Source organism: Pseudomonas fluorescens, from assembly GCF_001902145.1.
Taxonomy (GTDB): domain Bacteria; phylum Pseudomonadota; class Gammaproteobacteria; order Pseudomonadales; family Pseudomonadaceae; genus Aquipseudomonas; species Aquipseudomonas fluorescens_BV.
This window is the reverse complement of sequence record NZ_MRST01000024.1, coordinates 200,068-219,295: the sequence shown is the minus strand read 5'-3', so window position 1 is coordinate 219,295 and position 19,228 is coordinate 200,068. Positions and strand designations below refer to the sequence as shown.

The 19,228-nt window shown below is 57.8% G+C and carries 18 protein-coding genes and 1 tRNA gene; 14 read left to right on the top strand and 5 right to left on the bottom strand.

The genetic code is table 11. The annotated features are described in order from the left end of the window. The first annotated feature begins 358 nt into the window (after positions 1–358). From BUE92_RS14950 to BUE92_RS14900, 11 genes are all read left to right on the top strand, one after another. Positions 359–1,132, top strand: coding sequence for an ABC transporter ATP-binding protein (locus tag BUE92_RS14950; RefSeq protein ID WP_010213906.1), 774 nt, complete (start codon positions 359–361; stop codon positions 1,130–1,132). A gap of 13 nt (positions 1,133–1,145) precedes the next feature. Continuing rightward, on the top strand, positions 1,146–1,898 hold the full coding sequence (locus tag BUE92_RS14945; RefSeq protein WP_014716503.1) for an ABC transporter substrate-binding protein: 753 nt from the start codon (positions 1,146–1,148) through the stop codon (positions 1,896–1,898). A 75-nt stretch (positions 1,899–1,973) separates the two neighbouring features. Continuing rightward, complete coding sequence (locus tag BUE92_RS14940) at positions 1,974–2,669, top strand: ABC transporter permease (RefSeq protein WP_032878373.1); 696 nt, start codon at positions 1,974–1,976, stop codon at positions 2,667–2,669. 38 nt (positions 2,670–2,707) lie between these two features. Continuing rightward, positions 2,708–3,397 carry an ABC transporter permease gene (locus BUE92_RS14935; protein WP_032897644.1) on the top strand — a complete coding sequence of 230 codons (690 nt, stop codon included), beginning with the start codon at positions 2,708–2,710 and terminating at the stop codon, positions 3,395–3,397. Next, positions 3,378–4,565 carry a methyltransferase gene (locus BUE92_RS14930; protein ID WP_073524617.1) on the top strand — a complete coding sequence of 396 codons (1,188 nt, stop codon included), beginning with the start codon at positions 3,378–3,380 and terminating at the stop codon, positions 4,563–4,565. The genes BUE92_RS14935 and BUE92_RS14930 overlap by 20 nt, the downstream gene beginning before the upstream one ends. Positions 4,566–5,029: 464 nt before the next feature. Then, positions 5,030–5,105 (top strand) — tRNA-Thr (locus tag BUE92_RS14925). A gap of 227 nt (positions 5,106–5,332) precedes the next feature. Continuing rightward, positions 5,333–5,569 (top strand): colicin E3/pyocin S6 family cytotoxin, encoded by a 237-nt coding sequence (locus BUE92_RS14920; RefSeq protein WP_018606357.1) that lies wholly within the window; start codon positions 5,333–5,335, stop codon positions 5,567–5,569. 9 nt (positions 5,570–5,578) lie between these two features. Further along, complete coding sequence (locus BUE92_RS14915; RefSeq protein ID WP_073524616.1) at positions 5,579–5,890, top strand: hypothetical protein; 312 nt, start codon at positions 5,579–5,581, stop codon at positions 5,888–5,890. 17 nt (positions 5,891–5,907) lie between these two features. Continuing rightward, positions 5,908–6,816, top strand: coding sequence for an ImmA/IrrE family metallo-endopeptidase (locus BUE92_RS14910; protein WP_073524615.1), 909 nt, complete (start codon positions 5,908–5,910; stop codon positions 6,814–6,816). A 62-nt stretch (positions 6,817–6,878) separates the two neighbouring features. Beyond that, complete coding sequence (locus tag BUE92_RS14905; protein ID WP_073525027.1) at positions 6,879–7,130, top strand: hypothetical protein; 252 nt, start codon at positions 6,879–6,881, stop codon at positions 7,128–7,130. A gap of 207 nt (positions 7,131–7,337) precedes the next feature. Next, on the top strand, positions 7,338–9,710 hold the full coding sequence (locus BUE92_RS14900) for a TOTE conflict system archaeo-eukaryotic primase domain-containing protein (protein ID WP_073524614.1): 2,373 nt from the start codon (positions 7,338–7,340) through the stop codon (positions 9,708–9,710). Positions 9,711–9,932: 222 nt separating this feature from the next. Here the strand turns inward: BUE92_RS14900 and BUE92_RS14895 are convergent, their stop codons facing one another. The 4 genes from BUE92_RS14895 to BUE92_RS14880 all read right to left on the bottom strand — a co-directional run bounded on the left by BUE92_RS14895 (position 9,933) and on the right by BUE92_RS14880 (position 13,724). Next, on the bottom strand, positions 9,933–10,826 hold the full coding sequence (locus BUE92_RS14895; protein WP_073524612.1) for a LysR family transcriptional regulator: 894 nt from the start codon (positions 10,824–10,826) through the stop codon (positions 9,933–9,935). Positions 10,827–10,910: 84 nt separating this feature from the next. Beyond that, the gene (locus tag BUE92_RS14890; protein WP_073524610.1) at positions 10,911–11,966 is read right to left on the bottom strand and encodes an alpha/beta hydrolase; all 1,056 of its coding nucleotides are present in this window, start codon (positions 11,964–11,966) and stop codon (positions 10,911–10,913) included. 287 nt (positions 11,967–12,253) lie between these two features. Then, complete coding sequence (locus tag BUE92_RS14885; RefSeq protein ID WP_073524608.1) at positions 12,254–13,027, bottom strand: carboxymuconolactone decarboxylase family protein; 774 nt, start codon at positions 13,025–13,027, stop codon at positions 12,254–12,256. A 229-nt stretch (positions 13,028–13,256) separates the two neighbouring features. Further along, positions 13,257–13,724, bottom strand: a complete 468-nt coding sequence (locus BUE92_RS14880; protein ID WP_073524606.1) for a (R)-mandelonitrile lyase — start codon at positions 13,722–13,724, stop codon at positions 13,257–13,259. 524 nt (positions 13,725–14,248) lie between these two features. On the opposite strand from BUE92_RS14880, the gene BUE92_RS14875 reads away from it, so the two are divergent. The 3 genes from BUE92_RS14875 to BUE92_RS14865 are packed head-to-tail and all read left to right on the top strand — an operon-like array spanning position 14,249 to position 17,586. Beyond that, entirely contained in the window at positions 14,249–15,592 is a 1,344-nt protein-coding gene (locus tag BUE92_RS14875) for a CHASE2 domain-containing protein (protein WP_073524605.1), read from the top strand. A gap of 37 nt (positions 15,593–15,629) precedes the next feature. After that, the gene (locus BUE92_RS14870) at positions 15,630–15,995 is read left to right on the top strand and encodes a hypothetical protein (protein ID WP_073524604.1); all 366 of its coding nucleotides are present in this window, start codon (positions 15,630–15,632) and stop codon (positions 15,993–15,995) included. A 13-nt stretch (positions 15,996–16,008) separates the two neighbouring features. Beyond that, positions 16,009–17,586 (top strand): M48 family metallopeptidase, encoded by a 1,578-nt coding sequence (locus BUE92_RS14865; protein ID WP_073524603.1) that lies wholly within the window; start codon positions 16,009–16,011, stop codon positions 17,584–17,586. 83 nt (positions 17,587–17,669) lie between these two features. Here BUE92_RS14865 and BUE92_RS14860 read toward each other — a convergent pair whose 3' ends face one another. Beyond that, positions 17,670–18,956, bottom strand: a complete 1,287-nt coding sequence (locus BUE92_RS14860; protein WP_073524602.1) for an OprD family porin — start codon at positions 18,954–18,956, stop codon at positions 17,670–17,672. Between the last annotated feature and the right edge of the window lie 272 nt (positions 18,957–19,228).

Genomic DNA, 19,228 nt, shown 5'->3' with positions numbered 1-19,228 from the left:
TTACCGTGCGACTCACATTCACGGCATTGCGACGCACCAAAAACACACACAAAAAGTACGTGACGCCCCATAACCGGGCTGATATGGACCGTTTGCCCGGTTAACCCTTCCAACACCCGGCCAAAGCTGGCACCATCGCGCCCTTTTTTACGCGAAGCCTGTGGATCTTTCCGGCTCAAACGTCTGTAGGTTGTTGATGGCGCGACACACTGCTGCGCCGATGCGACACCCTGCCGCAGACCACCGGTTAACCGTCCGCAGCGCTGTTGGCTGTCATCCAAACGCTATGCTAGCTTGGCGCCTCGCCAGGAAGGCGGCCCAACAGCGAAGATCGCAACGAACACAATGAGGACCGCACATGGCCGAGGCCACGCCCGCGCTTGAAATCCGCAACTTGCATAAACGCTATGGTGAGCTTGAGGTACTCAAAGGTATCTCGCTGACCGCTCGCGACGGCGATGTGATCTCGATCCTGGGTTCCTCCGGTTCCGGCAAGTCCACCTTCCTGCGCTGCATCAACCTGCTGGAAAACCCGCATCAGGGCCAGATCCTGGTGGCCGGCGAAGAACTCAAGCTCAAGGCCGCGAAAAACGGTGAGTTGATGGCTGCCGACGGCAAGCAGATCAACCGCCTGCGCAGCGAAATCGGTTTTGTGTTTCAAAACTTTAACCTGTGGCCGCACATGAGCATCCTCGACAACATCATCGAGGCCCCTCGCCGCGTGCTCGGCCAGAGCAAGGCCGAAGCGATAGAAGTGGCCGAGGCCCTGCTGGCCAAGGTCGGTATCGCCGACAAGCGCCACGCCTACCCTGCGCAACTCTCTGGCGGCCAACAACAACGCGCGGCGATTGCGCGTACGCTGGCGATGCAGCCAAAAGTCATCCTGTTCGACGAGCCGACTTCGGCGCTTGACCCGGAAATGGTCCAGGAAGTACTTAATGTGATCCGCGCACTGGCCGAAGAGGGCCGCACCATGCTGCTGGTCACCCACGAAATGGGCTTCGCCCGTCAGGTATCCAGCGAAGTGGTGTTTTTGCACCAGGGCCTGGTCGAAGAGCAAGGATCGCCACAGCAGGTATTTGAAAACCCGCTTTCGGCGCGCTGCAAACAATTCATGTCCAGCAACCGCTAACGGAGCAACATGCATGCAGACCTATAAGAAATTCCTTCTGGCCGCGGCCGTCTCGATGGCGTTCAGCGCCACGGCCATGGCAGAAACCTTGAAGATGGGGATCGAAGCGGCCTACCCGCCGTTCAACAATAAAGACGCCAGCGGCAACGTTGTCGGCTTCGACAAGGACATCGGCGACGCCCTGTGCGCCAAGATGAAAGTCGAGAAGTGCGAAGTGTATGTGTCCGACTGGGACGGCATCATCCCGGCCCTGAACGCCAAGAAGTTCGACTTCCTGGTGTCCTCGCTGTCGATCACCGACGAGCGCAAGCAAGCGGTTGACTTCACCGACCCGTACTACTCCAACAAGCTGCAGTTCATCGCGCCCAAAGCCACTGCGGATTTCAAGACCGACGCCACTTACCTCAAAGGCAAGGTGATCGGTGCACAGCGCGCAACGCTGGCCGGCACCTACCTGGAAGACAAGCTGCCGGACACCGAAGCCAAGCTCTACGACACTCAGGAAAACGCCTACCTCGACCTGACCTCCGGTCGCCTCGACGGCATCCTGGCTGACAAGTACGTGCAGTACGAATGGCTCAAGAGCAAAGACGGTTCGGCCTATGAATTCAAAGGCGACCCGGTGGTAGAAAGCGACAAGATCGGTATCGCCGTACGCAAGGGCGACCCGCTGCGCGAGCGCCTGAACAAAGCCCTGGCAGAGATCAAGGCAGACGGCACCTACAAAAAGATCAACGACAAGTACTTCCCGTTCAGCATCGAATGATCTGAAACGGCCTGCCCGGCGCGCTCCTGCGAGCGCGCTGGCTTTTAGCAATGCCTGCCGCGATATGAAAACACCATGAATTTCGATCTCTACGGATTCGGCCCGGCCCTCGCCGCCGGCGCGCTGATGACCGTCAAACTGGCGCTCACGGCCCTGTGCCTGGGGCTGGTGCTCGGCCTTGCCGGCGCCTTGGCCAAGACTTCCCCGTACAAGCCGCTGCAATGGCTGGGCGGTGCGTACTCAACCATCGTTCGCGGTATTCCCGAGCTGCTGTGGGTGCTGCTGATTTACTTCGGCACCGTCAACCTGATGCGTGCCCTCGGTGAGTTCTTCGGCAACCCAGACCTGTCGCTGAGTGCCTTCGCCGCCGGCGTCATCGCCCTGGGCCTGTGCTTCGGCGCCTACGCCACCGAGGTGTTCCGCGGCGCGATCCTCGCCATTCCCAAGGGCCACCGCGAAGCCGGCGTAGCGTTGGGGCTGTCGAAGTTTCGGATTTTCACCCGGCTGATCATGCCGCAGATGTGGCGCATCGCCCTGCCGGGCCTGGGTAACCTGTTCATGATCCTGATGAAAGACACCGCGCTGGTGTCGGTGATCGGCCTTGAAGAAATCATGCGCCACGCGCAAATCGGCGTGACCGTGACCAAGCAGCCCTTCACCTTCTTCATGGTCGCCGCGTTCATGTACCTGGGCCTGACCGTGCTGGCGATGATCAGCATGCACTTCCTGGAAAAACGCGCCGCCCGCGGCTTTGCAAGGAGCACCCAATGAGCGGCGACTACAGCTGGCTATCGCACTTTGACCTGGGCCTGAACTGGGCCGTGATCATCAAGTGGCTGCCGAAATTGGCCCAGGGCGCAACCCTGACCCTGGAGCTGGTGGCAATCGCGGTGATCGCTGGCCTGCTGCTGGCGATCCCACTGGGCATTGCCCGCTCTTCGCGCCGCTGGTACGTGAGCGCCCTGCCCTATGCCTACATTTTCTTCTTCCGTGGCACGCCGCTGCTGGTGCAGTTGTTCCTGGTGTATTACGGCCTGGCGCAGTTCGATGCCGTGCGCAACAGCTTCATGTGGCCGTACCTGCGAGACCCGTTCTGGTGCGCCACCGCCACCATGACCCTGCACACCGCCGCCTACATTGCCGAGATTCTGCGCGGCGCGATCCAGGCCATTCCGCCGGGCGAAATCGAAGCAGCGCGGGCATTGGGCATGTCCAAACCGAAAACGCTGTTCTACATCATCCTGCCCCGCGCCTCACGCATCGGCCTGCCGGCTTACAGCAACGAAGTGATCCTGATGCTCAAGGCCAGCGCCCTGGCCAGTACCGTGACCCTGCTGGAACTGACCGGCATGGCGCGCACCATCATTGCCCGCACTTACCTGCCGGTGGAGATTTTCTTCGCCGCGGGGTTGTTCTACCTGCTGATGGCCTACGTGCTGGTGCGCGGTTTCAAACTGCTGGAAAAGTGGCTGCGCGTCGATGCATGCCAAGGACGTTGAGGCACGCTTCCAGGCACTGGATGCATTCCTGACTGAACACCAAGGGCTGTGGCGACCACGGCCCTTTACCCAGTTGCAGTTGCCTTGGGAAACCGAGCATCCCGAGTTATCCCAGTGGCTGCGTCGGCGTTCGTTGGCCGAAGCTGAAGCCAGTCACAACCAACCCCATGAACTGCCGGCACCCGCCCCTTTTCCACAGCTGGCCGCTCACGCGCTGCGCCTGAGTGCTGTGGATAAGTTACCCGTCCACGCCCTTGACCCCGCTCGCCACCGCCTGAACGTGGATGTGCCCGGACGTAAGTGGCAACAGATCGAAGCCTTCGGCGCCGCGCTGACTTTTACCCAAACGCCAGCCCACTGGCTGGACTGGTGCGCCGGCAAAGGCCACCTAGGCCGCCGCCTGCTGCAACCCGGCCAACAGCTGACCTGCCTGGAATACGACCCCGCCCTGATCGCCTCCGGCCAAGCCTTGAGTGATCGCCACGGCCTGCCCGCAACCCATCACCTGCAAGACGTAATGGCGGATGTTGCCATCCAGCCCGAACACACCCCGGTCGCCCTGCATGCCTGCGGCGACCTGCATGTGCGCCTGCTGCAACTGGCCAGCGCCGCCGGCTGCAAACAACTGGCCCTGGCGCCCTGCTGCTACAACCGCATCACCGCCGACCATTATCAAGCCCTCTCCGCCGCCGGGCGCGCCTCCCCGCTGCAACTGTCGATTGATGACCTGGGCCTGCCCCTGAGCGAAACCGTCACCGCCGGCAACCGTGTACGCCAACAACGGGACACCTCCATGGCCCGCCGCCTGGGCTTTGACCAACTGCAACGGCAACTGCGTGGCTGCGACGACTACCTGCCAACACCTTCCGTGCCCGCCAGTTGGCTGGATAAACCCTTTGCCGACTATTGCCGCGAACTGGCAAACCTCAAGGGTTTATCTACAGGTGAACAGGACTGGCCAGCACTCGAAGCCCATGGCTGGCAGCGCTTGGCCGAAGTGCGAAACCTCGAGTTAGTGAGGGGTTTGTTTCGCCGCCCACTGGAAATGTGGCTGGTGCTAGACCGCGCACTGTTTTTGACCGAACAGGGTTACAACGTCCAAGTGGGCACCTTCTGCGAACCAGCACTCACCCCCCGCAACCTGATGGTGCTGGCCCAGCGCGAATAAGGGGCAAAAAATCCTACACATGCCCTGTGGATAACTCTGTTGATGAAATCTTTGCAAAGGCTGTAGCTATCGGCGTTAGACGCCAAAAGCCGTGCTGGTCATTTTTTGTTCACAAAATAAAACGCACACAAAACAGGCAGTTGCAGCGTGTTGAGAACGGCTGCACAAAATGGCTGTTTAGTGACAGCTGTTACCAACCGATTGTGCATAAGCATCTGGCGTTACGCTTATAAAGCGGACTTTAAGGGGGTATTTTTTACGTTTCAGCAGTTGGAAAACCTTGCTAGGCGTCGGATCGCTCAGGTGCGTGCGGTCCTTGGCCTGACGCCAAAGTGATGGCTTTTCACGCTGCGTCACCTTGTGGAAAACACGCTAATCGCAAGAAACCTTGGTTTTTTGCAAAAATAGTCAGAATTCAGGGGTTTACAGAACCTTTCCAATCGCTATAATCGTCGCCCTAACACGCCGGTATAGCTCAGTTGGTAGAGCAACTGACTTGTAATCAGTAGGTCCCGGGTTCGACTCCTGGTGCCGGCACCATACAAGGTTCCAGAGATTGCTTTCAATTCTCTGAAACCCCCGGAAAACCCGCCTTATGGCGGGTTTTTTCGTTTTGGCGATCCCCTGGCCCCTCACCTGCAGCTTGCGATTTCTTGAAACGAATCCGCGCTCCAGCCTGCCGCCCATGCCAAATCCAGCTACGGTATAGTCCCGTCCCTCCTTGGCGAAGATGCCAAGACCAGTTTTCAGGATTAAGGGAACGTCGGATGGGCGGCAAACCGAGGCCTGATCCTTCTATTGTCAGCGGTTTCAGAGTCGCGTATGTAGAGGGTGGCCGTAAGTATTACTTTGATGCCGTAGAGCAACGATACTACTCATGGGATTCGCTTCACGGCGAGTTTGAAGTCTTCGACCGACGTGGCTTTCACCTGGGTTCGGTCTGCCCGGAAACCGGGCTTGCTTTGAAACCTGCCGTACGCGGACGAAGGATCAAACCGAACTGAGAGGTTCATATGAATTTTGTAGAGCTTTGCCTTAAAGGCGATGTGCTGGAAGAAGAGATCGACCAATTCGTCGAGGACTGGCACGAGGGGCGTCAAGGCACCGACATGCAACTGCATGAATATCTGGGCATGAAGTGGGAAGAGTACCAACTGTGGTCAACCACCCCGTCGGTCTTACCTTTTGTGTTGACTGCCCACAAGTACGGCACCTCTCTCAAGAACCAGCTCGATCAAGACAAATTTGCGATTGCTGCGCGCGCGCGATCGGTCGCTGAAGCGACCAAAGTCGAAGCCTGGCTACGTAGCGTGGGCAAGATCTAGTGACACCAGAAGAGAAAATGGCCAGTCGCGTCCTGGCCATCCGCAAGCTGACACCGCCGTACGATCTAGAGCAGCTAGCCTCTGCCTATGGGGAGCTTGAGTACCTTGAACTGCCGTTCGGTGTGGACGGAATCACCATTGGCATTGGTGCTGCTACCAAGCCTCGCATCCTGATCAACTCGAGCGCTCCTGCTACCCGTCGAAAATTTACACTGGCCCATGAAATCGGGCACGTAGTTATCCCATGGCACACAGGCACAATCGTCTCCCACCTGGAGAACCGCGAAGTTGATGCTGCCTACAACCAAATGGAGACCGAAGCCAATCGCTTCGCCGCAGAGCTGCTGATGCCATCCGAATGGCTGCGTGAAACATTCAAAGCCGCATCCAGTGTGGAGCAGTACTTCCGCTCAGTCCTTACCCTCGCCGGGGCATCCAAAGAAGCAACACTCAATAAAATATTGCGCCCGCTTACTCAGCCAGTGATTTGCGTGCAAGTGGACAGCGCATCCAGAGTTCTCAACAGTCGAAGATCCCAAACGGCACCGTATCCTCCAGAACGAAATGCCGAAGTCGGCAGCGAAACCTTTCAGACAGACTGCCGTTTCGAAAGCTTTGAAATAGACGGCCAGCTTTACATGAGCTGGACCTTCATCGGCCGCGACATACGGGAAGTAGACACAAGGCCGTGGCGGGAAGTCTTCACCCACATCCTGAATGACACTGGCATGCAGGGATATTTGCAGAACATGAACGGCATTCTTGCTGCTGCTTACGGCAAAAACAAAACGCTCGACGAGGCAGAAATCTGCGGAGCCGTCATCCGAGCATTCAAAAAATATGAAATGTACGATGCGGTCACCGAGCACCATTTGTTTGAACAGTTTGTGATCAAACGGGTGAGGGAACTGAAGCTGCGGGGTTGAGTGATCAGACAGACGTAGAAAAGAGCGGGCAAAGCACTGTCGTTGACTGCAACCCATTCGATATGGAGATCTTCTTGGCTGGGGCACTGACTGGAGCACATGCCACACGCGAACGTCACATCCGCCAAACCAAGACTATTCAAGCAGCCATTTCTGAACGCTGGAACCGAGATAATCCATGGACATGGGAAAGAAAGCATCTCGTTTGGTTTTTGAACCACCACATGAACTCAAACTCGAAATCGACGCGCTACTACTACCTGCTGACCACAAACCTGATCACTCTGCGCCTAGGAAAATCCTGGAATTTTTAACGTTAACCGAATGCCAGCAATTGCGCGCTCTGCATCCCTAACTGGCAGATTGAGCCAGCCAACAAATTGATTGGGATTAGGGCGGGCCTCTTGAGCCGCTGAACCTAACCTCTGTTGTTTGATAACCTCTATGTTTTACTAATGGACTGAGGGTTGTAGCTCGAGGCTACAGGCTTCCCCTGAGACGTGACGTAGAGGCTGAAGGCGGTGATAGACGCTAGTCTGGTGGCGAAGCTAAGGGCTGAGAATGCAAGATTGGTTGCCTTGCTGGATGCTCATGGCATCGATTGGCGCTCGCCTGCTGAGCCAGTCAAGATAGCGATTGTCCAAGCAGAACAATCACAGCAACTCGATACTGAAGGGAAGCTTGCCCTATTTCGAAGCTTGTTTCGTGGTAGGACGGACGTTTATCCCATCCGCTGGGAAAGCAAGGCAGGCAAATCAGGATACGCACCCGCTTGCGCAAACGAATGGAGGCCTGGCGTTTGTGAGAAGCCCCGAATTAAATGTGGCGACTGCGGTAACCGCCAGCTGCTTCCGCTGACCGATGAGGTGGTCTATCGCCATCTGGCGGGCGAAGTGGTCGTTGGTATCTACCCCCTACTCTCTGATGACACTTGTTATTTTTTGGCGGTCGACTTCGATGAGGCCGAATGGCGTGATGATTCCAAAGCTTTTGTGCAGTCATGCCATGAGCTGAACGTCCCGGTGGAGCTGGAAATATCGCGCTCAGGCCAAGGGGCTCATGGCTGGATTTTCTTTGAGCGTAATGTTCCTGCCTGCGATGCGCGCCGCCTCGGTGCCGCAATCATCAGTCATGCCTGTGAGCGCACCCGGCAGTTGGCGCTCAGCTCCTATGATCGACTGTTTCCAAACCAGGACTATATGCCCAAAGGCGGCTTTGGAAATCTCATCGCGCTCCCTTTACAAAAACGGGCCAGGGCCCAAAACAATAGCGTTTTTGTAGACGACTCGCTTGAGCCTTATCCTGATCAATGGGCTTTCCTGGCATCGATTCAGCGCATGAGTCCAGAAGATATCCAGCCCGTTATTATCCAGGCGATGGGTAATCGGGACCCTCTAGGGGTCGCCTATGTCGATGACGAAGGTGATGCAGAACCTTGGAAAGGTTGTGAATCGAGATCACGTAAATTGACATGCCCGTTGCCTGCTGCTGTCAACATCACGCTGGCTAACTTAATTTACTTTGAAAAGTCGGAATTGCCACAGCCATTGGCAAACCAGCTTGTCCGGCTCGCTGCCTTTCAAAATCCTGAGTTCTACAAAGCTCAGGCCATGCGCATGTCAGTGTGGAACAAGCCAAGGATTATCGGCTGTGCCCAGAACTTCCCCAAACATATTGCGTTACCACGTGGCTGTTTGGATGCTGCGCTGGAGCTTTTAGAGGAAAACGGGGTTGCCCCTATTCTTAAAGACGAACGCTTCGCGGGCGACCCCATCGACGTGAGCTTTCTCGGGACCCTGCGTTCTGATCAAGAGGCTGCTGTCAGCGCAATGCTAAGTCATGACACCGGTATCCTCTGCGCACCGACAGCTTTCGGTAAAACGGTGAGTGCTGCAGCGTTGATTGCCGCACGTGGCATTAACACGTTGGTGCTTGTGCATCGGACGGAACTGTTAAGGCAGTGGCAAGAGCGCTTGCAGGCGTTCTTGGGAGTCGGGAGTGGTGTCGTTGGTACTCTTGGAGGCGGAAAAGCGAAGCTTACAGGCATCATCGACATTGCCGTAATGCAGTCGTTATCGCGAAAAGGCGAGATCAGCGATCAGGTAAAAAATTACGGCCAGATCATCGTTGATGAGTGTCATCACCTATCAGCAGTGTCATTCGAGGCACTACTGAGGAGCGCTACCGCGCGGTACGTACTGGGACTCACAGCAACCCCAGTGCGCCGAGATGGGCAGCAGCCCATTATTTTCATGCAGTGCGGACCGATCCGACATACTGCTGCTCGACCAGTGAGTGCGCCCCATGACCTCTCTGTCGTGCCTCGATTGCTGCCCAAACCAATAGTGGTCCCCGACGGCTTTGGGATTCAGGACGTTTTTCGGCGTCTCGCCGACGACTCTGAGCGGACAGCCAAAATCGTCTCGGAGATTGAGCTGGCGTACAACGAGGGTAGAAAAATTCTAGTGTTAACGGAGCGGACGGAACATGTGGATGCCCTTGAATTAGAATTGAAGCAGCGCGTGCATAACCTTTTCACGCTTCATGGGCGAGTGCCTAAGAAACAGCGAATTTCCCGTATGCATGAGCTTGAGTCCCTTCCCCCTGATGCTCCACGAGTGCTGTTGGCAACAGGAAAACTAGTAGGTGAAGGCTTCGATCATCCGCCGTTGGACACGCTGGTGCTGGCAATGCCCATTTCATGGAAGGGCGTCCTTCAGCAATATGCGGGGCGGTTGCATCGAACGCACGCCGATAAGACCGACGTGCGAGTGATCGACTTCGTTGACGAGGGTAATGTCGCGCTGCTGAGGATGTGGGATAAGCGCCAGGCGGGTTACAAAGCGATGGGCTACCACATGGCTGATTCCATGGCCACCATGGACCTACTCTAACTTTAACGTGGTTGACAGCTGCCCCCAGTGAACTAAAGCTCACCACACGGTAAACGTAGTTTTCAATCCCAGACGCCTACTTTTCTACCGTGGGAACCGAAGCCAACTTTTTCAACAGAATTGACCCATTGCAGCCGTTTTTATACGACTGCAATCGATCCGGATCATCTGCTCATTCGCGGGGTTGTGGGACGGGGTAGAAACTCCCTGGTGGACTATGGCTCATCGTTTATAGAGCAACGCTTCAACCACGACGCCAAATGCTGACGAACCCTCACGGCGATTCGGATAGTAAAGATGGTATCCCGCAAAAGGTTGGCACCAGTCCTCAAGGACTCGCAGCAGACTGCCGTCGGCCAGCTCCTTCGCGACCATGTCTTCTGGCAGAAATCCTAAACCGCATCCCGCCACAGCCGCACGCAGAATCGATACGCTGCTGTTGAAAGTCCATTGCCCCTCGACGCGCGCCTTGAGTTCGTGTCCGTCCTTCTCAAAATCCCATTGCATCAGGCTCCCATGGGTGGGTAGACGCAGATTGATGCAGTTGTGCGCAGCCAGATCTCTTGGTTCCCTGGGAATTTGTCTCTGTTTGAAATACACGGGAGACCCTACGACCGCAATGCGCAACGACGGGCCGATTGGCACGGCGATCATGTCTTTGGCAACCTGATCGCCCAGCCGCACGCCGGCATCGTAGCGCTGTGCGACGATGTCGGAGAGGGCGTAGTCGACGGTGATTTCGACCTTGATATCCGGGTAATCGGGAAGTACTTTCAAAAGCTTGGGCCAAAGAATGTTGTTCGCCGCATGTTCAGAGGCTTGGATCCGCACAGTGCCCGCCGGGGTGTCGCGAAACTCACTGACCGCCGCCAGTTCGAGTTCAATCTCGTCAAAGCGCGGTGCCATGGTTTGATACAAACGTTGACCGGCTTCGGTCGGGGAGACGCTGCGGGTAGTTCGGGTCAGCAGGCGAACCCCGAGCCGGGCTTCGAGTGCGCGCATGGTGTGGCTCAGAGCGGACTGCGAGACGCCCAACTGCGCCGCCGCACGGGTGAAACTGCCTTCGCGGGTAATGACTACGAAAGCTTGCAGATCGTTGAGATTGGCGCGAGACATTGATGAGAACCTCTCATGTGGGGGCGCGTGATTATTCCATGCAAGCATGGTTCCACCTGGATACGCCCCCCTCCGAAGGGCCCATCAAAGGGTTCGTGCGTAGAACTCAGTAAGCTTACCCATTGCCGCGTCGACATAACGCGGGACCCAGTAGGTTTCGATGTGGGTGGCACCTTCGATGATGAATAATTGCTTGTCCTTGGTGCCGGTGGCCTTGGGAAATGCATCCTGAGTCATGTAAAGGCTGTCAGCCTTGCTGCCGGCGATCATCAGCAATGGCTGATTGATCAACTCGATCTGGTTGGTCGCGTCAAAACGCATCAAGTCCAACAGGCTGCTGGTGGTGTACTTGAACGTTGAGTTCGGGTGCGCGTGGGTTTTCCAGTAATACTCGTAGCCCTGGCGGTACAGTTCGAAGGGCAGTTTGGCGATCTGCTCGTCGGTGAGGTTGGCGTCACCCGAGTAGAGCGCGGCGCCGCCGGCCGCTTCCTGGGCGCGCGCAGCGGAAGCCTGTTGCAAGCGTTGCTGAACAGTGTCTAGTTGCGAGTCGTTATAGCCGTTACGGCGCACCCGACCCGCGTTGAACATGCTGATGGTTGCCAGCGATTTGAAGCGCTTGTCGGTTTGCGCGGCGGCCAGCGAGTAGCCCCCACCGCCGCAGATGCCGAGCAAACCCATGCGTTTACCATCAACCCCCGCGTACTGAGTGATGAAGTCGGCCATGCCATGGATGTCTTCGATGCGATACGCCGGTTTGTCGATACTGCGCGGCTGTCCGCCGCTGGCACCTTGGAACGCGGCATCTGCGGTGATTGTGATGTAGCCCTGTTCAGCCAGTCGCTGGGCATACAAACCGGCGACTTGCTCTTTGACGCCGCCGTTCGGATGCGCCACCACCACGGTCGGATAGGCCTTGTTCGCATCGTAGTTGGCCGGAGTGTAAACGTTGGCGGCGATGTCCAGGCCATTGAGCTTGTAGCTGACCGGATGGATGCTGACCGTGCCCGGCTCGTTCTTGGTAATGGCACCGTCGTACGCCAGTGTGAACGGATTCTTTTTGTAATCCGCAGCAGCGGCTTCGCCCGCAGAGAGGCCAACCAGCGCTGACATAAGCGTGGCTTTCATAAGTGTGTTTTTCATTTGAAACTCCAGAACAATCAAAAGAGCGGCAGTTGGAAAATGGATGTGGGCTCTTGGTCAGTCCAGATGCTTTTTTTCAGAAACCCCGACACCAGGTCTGCGATCTGCACGTTGTTCAAATCGGACATGGGAAAGTGGATATTGCCCTTGATACCAATCTCCGGCATATGGAGGCGAAGCTGCCGTGCGGCTGGATCAGTAAAGGGCCAGAACCAATGGGCTGGCTCGCATACGCTGCCGGTAGTCTGAGCAGGGTGATGCTGAGTAAGCGTTTTGCATATTCCATGTTATTTCCCCGAAGCCGCCTGGGCCTGGGACAGCGCCGTTTTTGCTCGTTCGGCGGTCTGTGCATCGCCGTGTTTTTTCAACTGCTCGATGACTTGGCGCAACTGCAATGCGCTGATTCCGACGCGCAGGCTCACCAGCATGTGCGAGCGCAATTGCGATTCCACACCCGGCGTCGCTGCCAGCGCCCCGACGGTCGCCAGTTCGCGGCTTTGCCAGTCGAGATTGTCGCGCTCGAAGATGTCGCCAAACAGATGGGTTTGTAGAAACCGGTTAATCACCGGAGCGAACTCGAACACCGGGCCTTTGACTGGGGCACCGGAAATTTTTGTTTGATTCGCGGCGCCCACCGCCAGCAGGTCATCACCGACTGGAATCGCTCGGTTAGGCTCACGCCCCGGCGCATCGTCGATGCCGCGTTGTTTGCGCGCCTGCACCACGGTCATCAGTTCGTTCAAGGCATTAAGGCTGCGCGGGAAGCCTACGTAAGCGTAGAGCTGAACCAGAATTTCGCGGGTTTCGCTGATGGTCAGGCCGGCGTCGAGGCCTTGATTGAGGGCTGCATTGAGGTTGGGCATGTCGCTGGTAGCCATAAACGCTGCGATCAGAGGAATAGCCTGTTGTTGGCTCGACAGTGTTTCTGCGCTGGCTTGTGTGCTGGTCATGGTTTGCGATGCCTCGGCTGCATGGGTGATAACGCTGAACATCCCCCCAAGGCTCAGACAGAGCGCCATTAGCGCGGGATGGTAGCGGGTCTTGCTTATGTCAGTGGTCATCGTGAAAAGCTCCTTCCATTGCAGGTCACTGCGGTGTCGCTGGATCGTACGGAGGATGGTTGTGGCGATTAACCCCGATAATGCGCATGGGTTCCTGAGCAGAACTCATGAGTCGGCGTTGCAGCCATCACAGAAATCCCGGCGCGCCCCCGAAGAATCGAGGCCTCGAGGTCGCGTGGCCGATTGCCACGAACGTGTCGAGCGAGCAGCTTTGACGCATTTCGTAACTTCATTTACCGGCGTATTGCCCATCCGAGACCTGTTCCGACCAAGTAACGGTCTTGCCATCCTCGGCTTCAGCGATCGCGATATGGGTCATGCCGTTGCTGGCGGTAGCTCCATGCCAGTGGCGGGTATGTGGCGGGATCCAGACAATGTCGCCCGGCCGGATCTCCTGACGCGGGCCGCCCTCTTGCTGCACGTAGCCGACGCCAGCGGTGACGATCAGCGTTTGTCCCAGCGGATGGGTGTGCCACGCCGTGCGTGCGCCGGGTTCGAAGGTCACCGTGCCGCCGCCGATGCGCGCCGGCGGATCACCCTTGAACAGGCCATCCACGCGCGCCGTGCCGGTAAAGTTTTGCGCCAGACCCTGGATCGAGGGCTGGGAGCCGTTCGGTGTTACGCGGATTTCGCTGGCGGCCCGGGCTTCTGCGGCCATGAGTGATAAAGCAACAAGTGGTGCGAACAATCGGTTCATCGGATTAACTCCGGTCAGGTATTGAAGCGGCGCCGCACGCGGCCCCGCATTGGACGGACTCACTCTGGTCATTTTCAGCGCCAATTCCGGCAGGCGTTCGCCGTGCACATGCGTCTGCGCAGGTGTCGCGTGCTTACGCTCAGCGACGGCTTTCACCACGTCGACCAGCGCCAGATTGACAAGCCCAAGGCTGAGGCTTGGAGTGAACTGTTCCCGAGTGTGCGCTTGTGCACTTCGATCTCCCGTCGTTTGCGTTGGGAAACATTAAGTCAGCTAACGAGTGGGGACTAGACGGGTAGATCGGCAAGGGTTAATGAGGGGTGTTCATCAATCCCGCAAAACCGTCCCTCCCGTCGCGGCCATTCGGCGACCGGACCTGAGAACCCAACTTGATGCAGGTGCCTTTTTGCTAAAGGCGTTCCACGGGCCAAGCGCAACATGGCACTTAGCCACTTTTCCAATTGACACCCCCTCCCCACTCCGTTAAAAACCCCGCCTTGCTTGCGCTTTTTATCGAGACATGGATGTTGTCCAACCCCCCGCTGTTCAAATACCGCCGCTATTGGCTGGCGGCCATCATTGTGTTGCTGGCGATTCTTGATCCTTTCGGCCTGGCCAGTTCCAGCGACAAGGCGTCGGCGCAGTGGCTCAATCGTATGTTCGCCAGTCACTACCCGAGCCTTGGGCAGCAGCGGGTGGCGGTGGTGTTGGTCGATGATGCCTACCTGATGCGCAATAACAGCTCATGGCCCATGCCTTATGGCGAGCAGAGCAAGTTGTTCAAGCGCTTGCTGGCGTACAAGCCTCGGGCTGTGTTTGTGGATTTGCTTTACAGCCACGACCACTCGTTGGGCGACCCGACGCGGGGCAGTCAGTTGCTGGCGAATGTGTTTGAGCGTTATCAACGCCAAGGCATCCCGTTGTGGCTGGCCAATACTGGGTTGACTCGCGCAGAGGCGGGCCAGGCGAATACCCTGGCGCCGTTTATGCAGGTGAGCCAGCCGGCCCTGGTGATGTGGGAAGGCGTGGATGACAAGTATCCACTGGCGATGCGTACACAGGCAGGGCTGATGGAAACTCCTGCCCTGTCGCTGTATCGGGTGTTCTGTGCCACGCAGCACTGCAAGCAGCCGCCGGTGGATGTGCAAGCCGCTGCGCAGCGCCAACCCATCGCCGTGCAATGGGGGCTGAAGCTGGCGCCCGAACAGGCACGTATTGCCGATATCCGCCACTGCGCGCCGGCACGGCATTTTTTGCTGGATGGGGTGGCGCAGTTATTTCAGGCGGTGTTCTGGAAGCTCGACGACTCGGCCCAGGCGCGCTGCCCTTATACGCTGACGTTGTCGGCCAGTGACTTGGAGGTCAGCGACCCCGACGACCAGGCACTGGTCGCCGAGTTGCTGCGCGACCGCCTGGTGTTGGTGGGCGCCAATATCGCCTCGACAGGGGACCTGGTGGAGTCGCCGGTACACGGCCAACTCCCCGGCGTTTACCTGCACGCCATGGCGCTGGACAACCTGATCAACGCGGGCATGGACTACGACCATGAACCGGCCAATTTCCCCCACCTGCCGTTCAATTGGCTGGACCTGCTGGAGCTCGGGCTGTTGGCATTGATCGCCGTGCTCAAGGCGCTGCACGCCCGGCGCCTGGCGGGCCATCGCACTTGGAGCCGGTGGCGGCGCCAGGAAATCTGGTTCTTTACCTCGCCGTGCCCGTCGTGGCTGTTGGTGATGTCGATGTTGGCGGGGGTCAGTGTGTTGCTGAGCCTCAATGACATCACCCCGGTCAACGTGCTGGGCATTGTGTTGCTGTCGTTGGTGCTGTTCAGCGAGCGGATCGAAGCCTTCTTCGACCGCGGTCGCTGAGTGCACCGCTCTGCTATCTGACTCAAGGAAACCAAGGATGAACAGAAACCTCATCGTCTTGCTCGCCGCCCTCTTCACCCAGGGCGCCTGGGCAGAAACCCACAGTATCAAGGCGTTCCTCGCCGACCCGGTGACAGTGCTGGACGAGCAGGGCAAGCAACAACGTGAGCTGGCGAAAAAAGACGCGCCCACCCAGCCCCTGCCGGTGTTGCAGTACAACCAGGCGCTGGACCTGGTGCAGGTGGAACTGGCAGGCCAGAAGGTGTGGCTGGACACCATGGATTTGCGCATCGAGCCCCCGCTGAACGTCGTGGACCTGCCCTGCCAGGGCCTGACCAAAAGCCAGGCCAAGGACAGCCGCAACAACTCCACCATCGGTTTTGGTGCCGGCTGCAATCAATAAAAGGAGCGTTGCGGTGAAGGGATATCTAGTAGCAGCCAGCCTGTTGGCCAGTTCGGTGCTCAGTGGTTGCGCCACCTTGAAAGGCGCAGACCAGGCGTTTATGAACCTGGTGGGGCCCTCGACCCAGTCCCGGGTTCAGGGCCATTACGTGGATAACAGCGACGTACGCCAGTATTACAAGCTTGATCCACAGCGCCAGAGCCAGCAGCGTTTGAGCTACGACGGGCATGCGGTACCGGCCGCTGAAGCGCGCCAGCAGAACCTGGTGGATATCCCGATGCTGCAAGGCTACTTGCAGGGTATCGTCACGCGCTTGTCCAAGGGCTGGCCGGGGGAGTTGCCGCTGCTGCAGGTGAAGATCACCGACAGCTATGGGTTCGGGCCGTCGGCAGACCCCTACGGCAACCTGTTCGTGCCGCTGGGCATGCTGGACAACGTCGCCAGTGAAGATGAAATCGCCGCGATGCTGGGCCATGAAATGAGCCACGTATTGCTGCATCACCATGACCGCATGGCCGCTTTCCAACAGCAAAAAGAGATGTTCACGACGGTGGCCTCCACCGTTGCCTTGGCCACTATGGCGGCCGACACCGGCGTGGACCGCAGCAGCGGAACCATGAAGCTGTTCAGTAAAGACCCGGCCGGCACACAAAAGACCATCGGTAACACCGTCCTGTACACCGCCCTGGCCAATACCTTTTCCGATCAGGTATGGAGCACCGCCTGGGGCCGCAGCCAGGAAGACCAGGCCGACTTGCTGGGCACCGACTTGATGATCCGCGCCGGCTACGCGCCGCGAGCTGCCACCCATAGCCTGGAGCGCCTCAACGACTTCCAGGGCAAGCAGAAGCCCTTGCTCACGGGGTTCCTCACGGCGCGCAAGAATGCCATGCAGGATTCGCTGCAGCAGTTCAATCTCAACCAGTTCACCAAAGAGCTGGACGTGCTGGTCAAGGATGGCTTGACCACCGGCATCACCGCGACCAGCCAATACTTCAACCGCTCACATATGTCGGCCATGGACCGCGACACCGAGCTGCGCCAGTACTTGCAACGCGAATACCGCCAGGAACGCCGCGCCCGGGTCAACCCGCAAAGCTGGTCGAAAATGAAGAATACGCCCCAGGTGGCGAAGGCTTTGCAGGGCTATAAAGACGCGTACTTCGCGATTGATGCCCTGGAGAAAAACAAGGTGCCGGATGCTGACAGTTTCATCCGCAAGGCCCTGGCCTCGCCGGTAAAAGACCAGCCGAGCATTCGGCGCACCGCCTATACCGTGCGCCTGGCCCAGGGCAAAAACAGCGAAGCGGTGAAAGAGTTGCAGGCGATCAAGGACTGGTCCCTGGCAGGGCCTTCCACCTATGACTTGATGATCAGCTACCACCTCAAACGCGGTGACGGGCAATCGGCACTAGCGATGATCGACAAGGCAGAACGCAACCTGGGCTCGGAAGAACTGTTTATTACCGAGAAGCTGTTGGCCAACCAGCAACTGCAGAATGCGCAGCAGGTGCAAAGCGTGCTGCGCAAATGCGAGCAGTACCCGACGCGCAAAGAGAACTGCAAAAAGCTCGCACCGGTCAAAGCCTGACCCCCCCCCGCGAGCGGACAATAAAAAACCCCGAACCAGTCGGGGTTTTTTATCGCCTGGCATCAGGCACGACATTCGATCAATTAGAAAACGTTGATCGGGTAGTCGGCGAACAGACGGATTTCGTTACCGCCTACGTTGTAGTTGCTGGCGTTGTTGGAAACGCGCAACCACGAGGCACGGGCACGCAGGCTCAGGTCTTTGGCTGGGCCGCTCTGTACCACGTACTTGAACTGGTTCCAGATTTCACGCTCGGTGCCATCGCCACGGCCAGTGCCGTCGTCGATGTTGGTGCCGCGCACGTAGGCAATGTTGTAGGTCAGGCCCGGTACGCCGAAGGTGGCGAAGTCGATGCCATAACCTGCTTGCCAGGAGCGCTCGTCCTTGCCGTTGAAGTCGGACCAGTAGGAGTTCGCCAGCAGGATGGTATTGCCGCCGTCGCCAATGCCGCCAGCGTTGCGGTAGCCACCGTACAGGTAGCCGGTGTCACCGGTGCTGCGCTGGTGAGCGATGGTGAAGCTGTGCGCGCCCACGGCCCAGGTAGCGCCCAGGCTCCAGATCTTGTTGTCGCGAGCGTCCGCATCACCTTGGTTTTCCAGGGCGAAGCTGCGGTCCAGCTTGGTCTTGTAGCCGTTGAAGTCAAACGTCAGCGACTGTTGTTCTGGCAGGGCCAGCACGTAGTTGACGTTGACGTATTGCTTCTTCAGCACGTCCTGCATGTCGGAGGCGTACAGCGCGGCCGATAGGCTTTCGGTGAATTTGTAGCTACCACCGATGTAGTTGATGCTCTTCAAGCGGCCGCTGTCGCTGCCCTCGGCGCTCTTGCGAGCTTCCTTGGTGAAGTGACCGGCATCCAGTTGCAGGCCGGCGATCTCTTTGGAAACGATCGAGGTGCCCTCGTAGGTTTCCGACAGCAGGCGCGAGTTGTCGTATTGCAGGACCGGCACGGCCGGCATCTGCTGACCGTACTTGATCACGGTGTTGGAGATACGCGCCTTGACGGCTGCGCCGCCTTTGGCCAGGTCGTTGGCGGCTTCGCCGCTGTCACCTTGCTTGAAGAAGTCGATACCGCCAGCACCGCTGCGACCTTTACCACCGTCCAGACGGATAGCGTATTGGCCAATCACATCCACACCCACACCGACGGTGCCTTGGGTGAAGCCGGACTCGAACTTGCCGATGAAGCCTTGGCCCCATTCAGCTTTGTCCTGCTTGCCGTTTTTGTAGTCACGGCTGATGTAGGCGTTACGTGCTGCGATGTTCAGGTGGCTGTCTTCAACGAAACCCTTGGATTGCTCCTGGTCGTTTGCCATTGCTGTCGATGCGCTCAAAATCCCCAGAGCGATCAGACTCATCCGTTGCTTCAACATTTTCTTATATTCCTTATTACGGGTTGAGTACGCGCTGTGACACCAGGCTCCTGTTGCTTTTCTGGTGTCGACCTTGCCAGCAAAAAGAAGGCCCGCGGACGACTGAACTGCCGCGGGCCTTTTTTTATTGGATTTAGTCATGGTGGTTAGCCACAGGCGTTGGACGCAATCCTATGCGGGCGTTGAACTATGTGTCAATTTCGTGAATCGTCTGTATTTAGGCGATATTCGTCTAAGGGGCGAGCTAAAGCACTACGCTGAAAACGATTGAA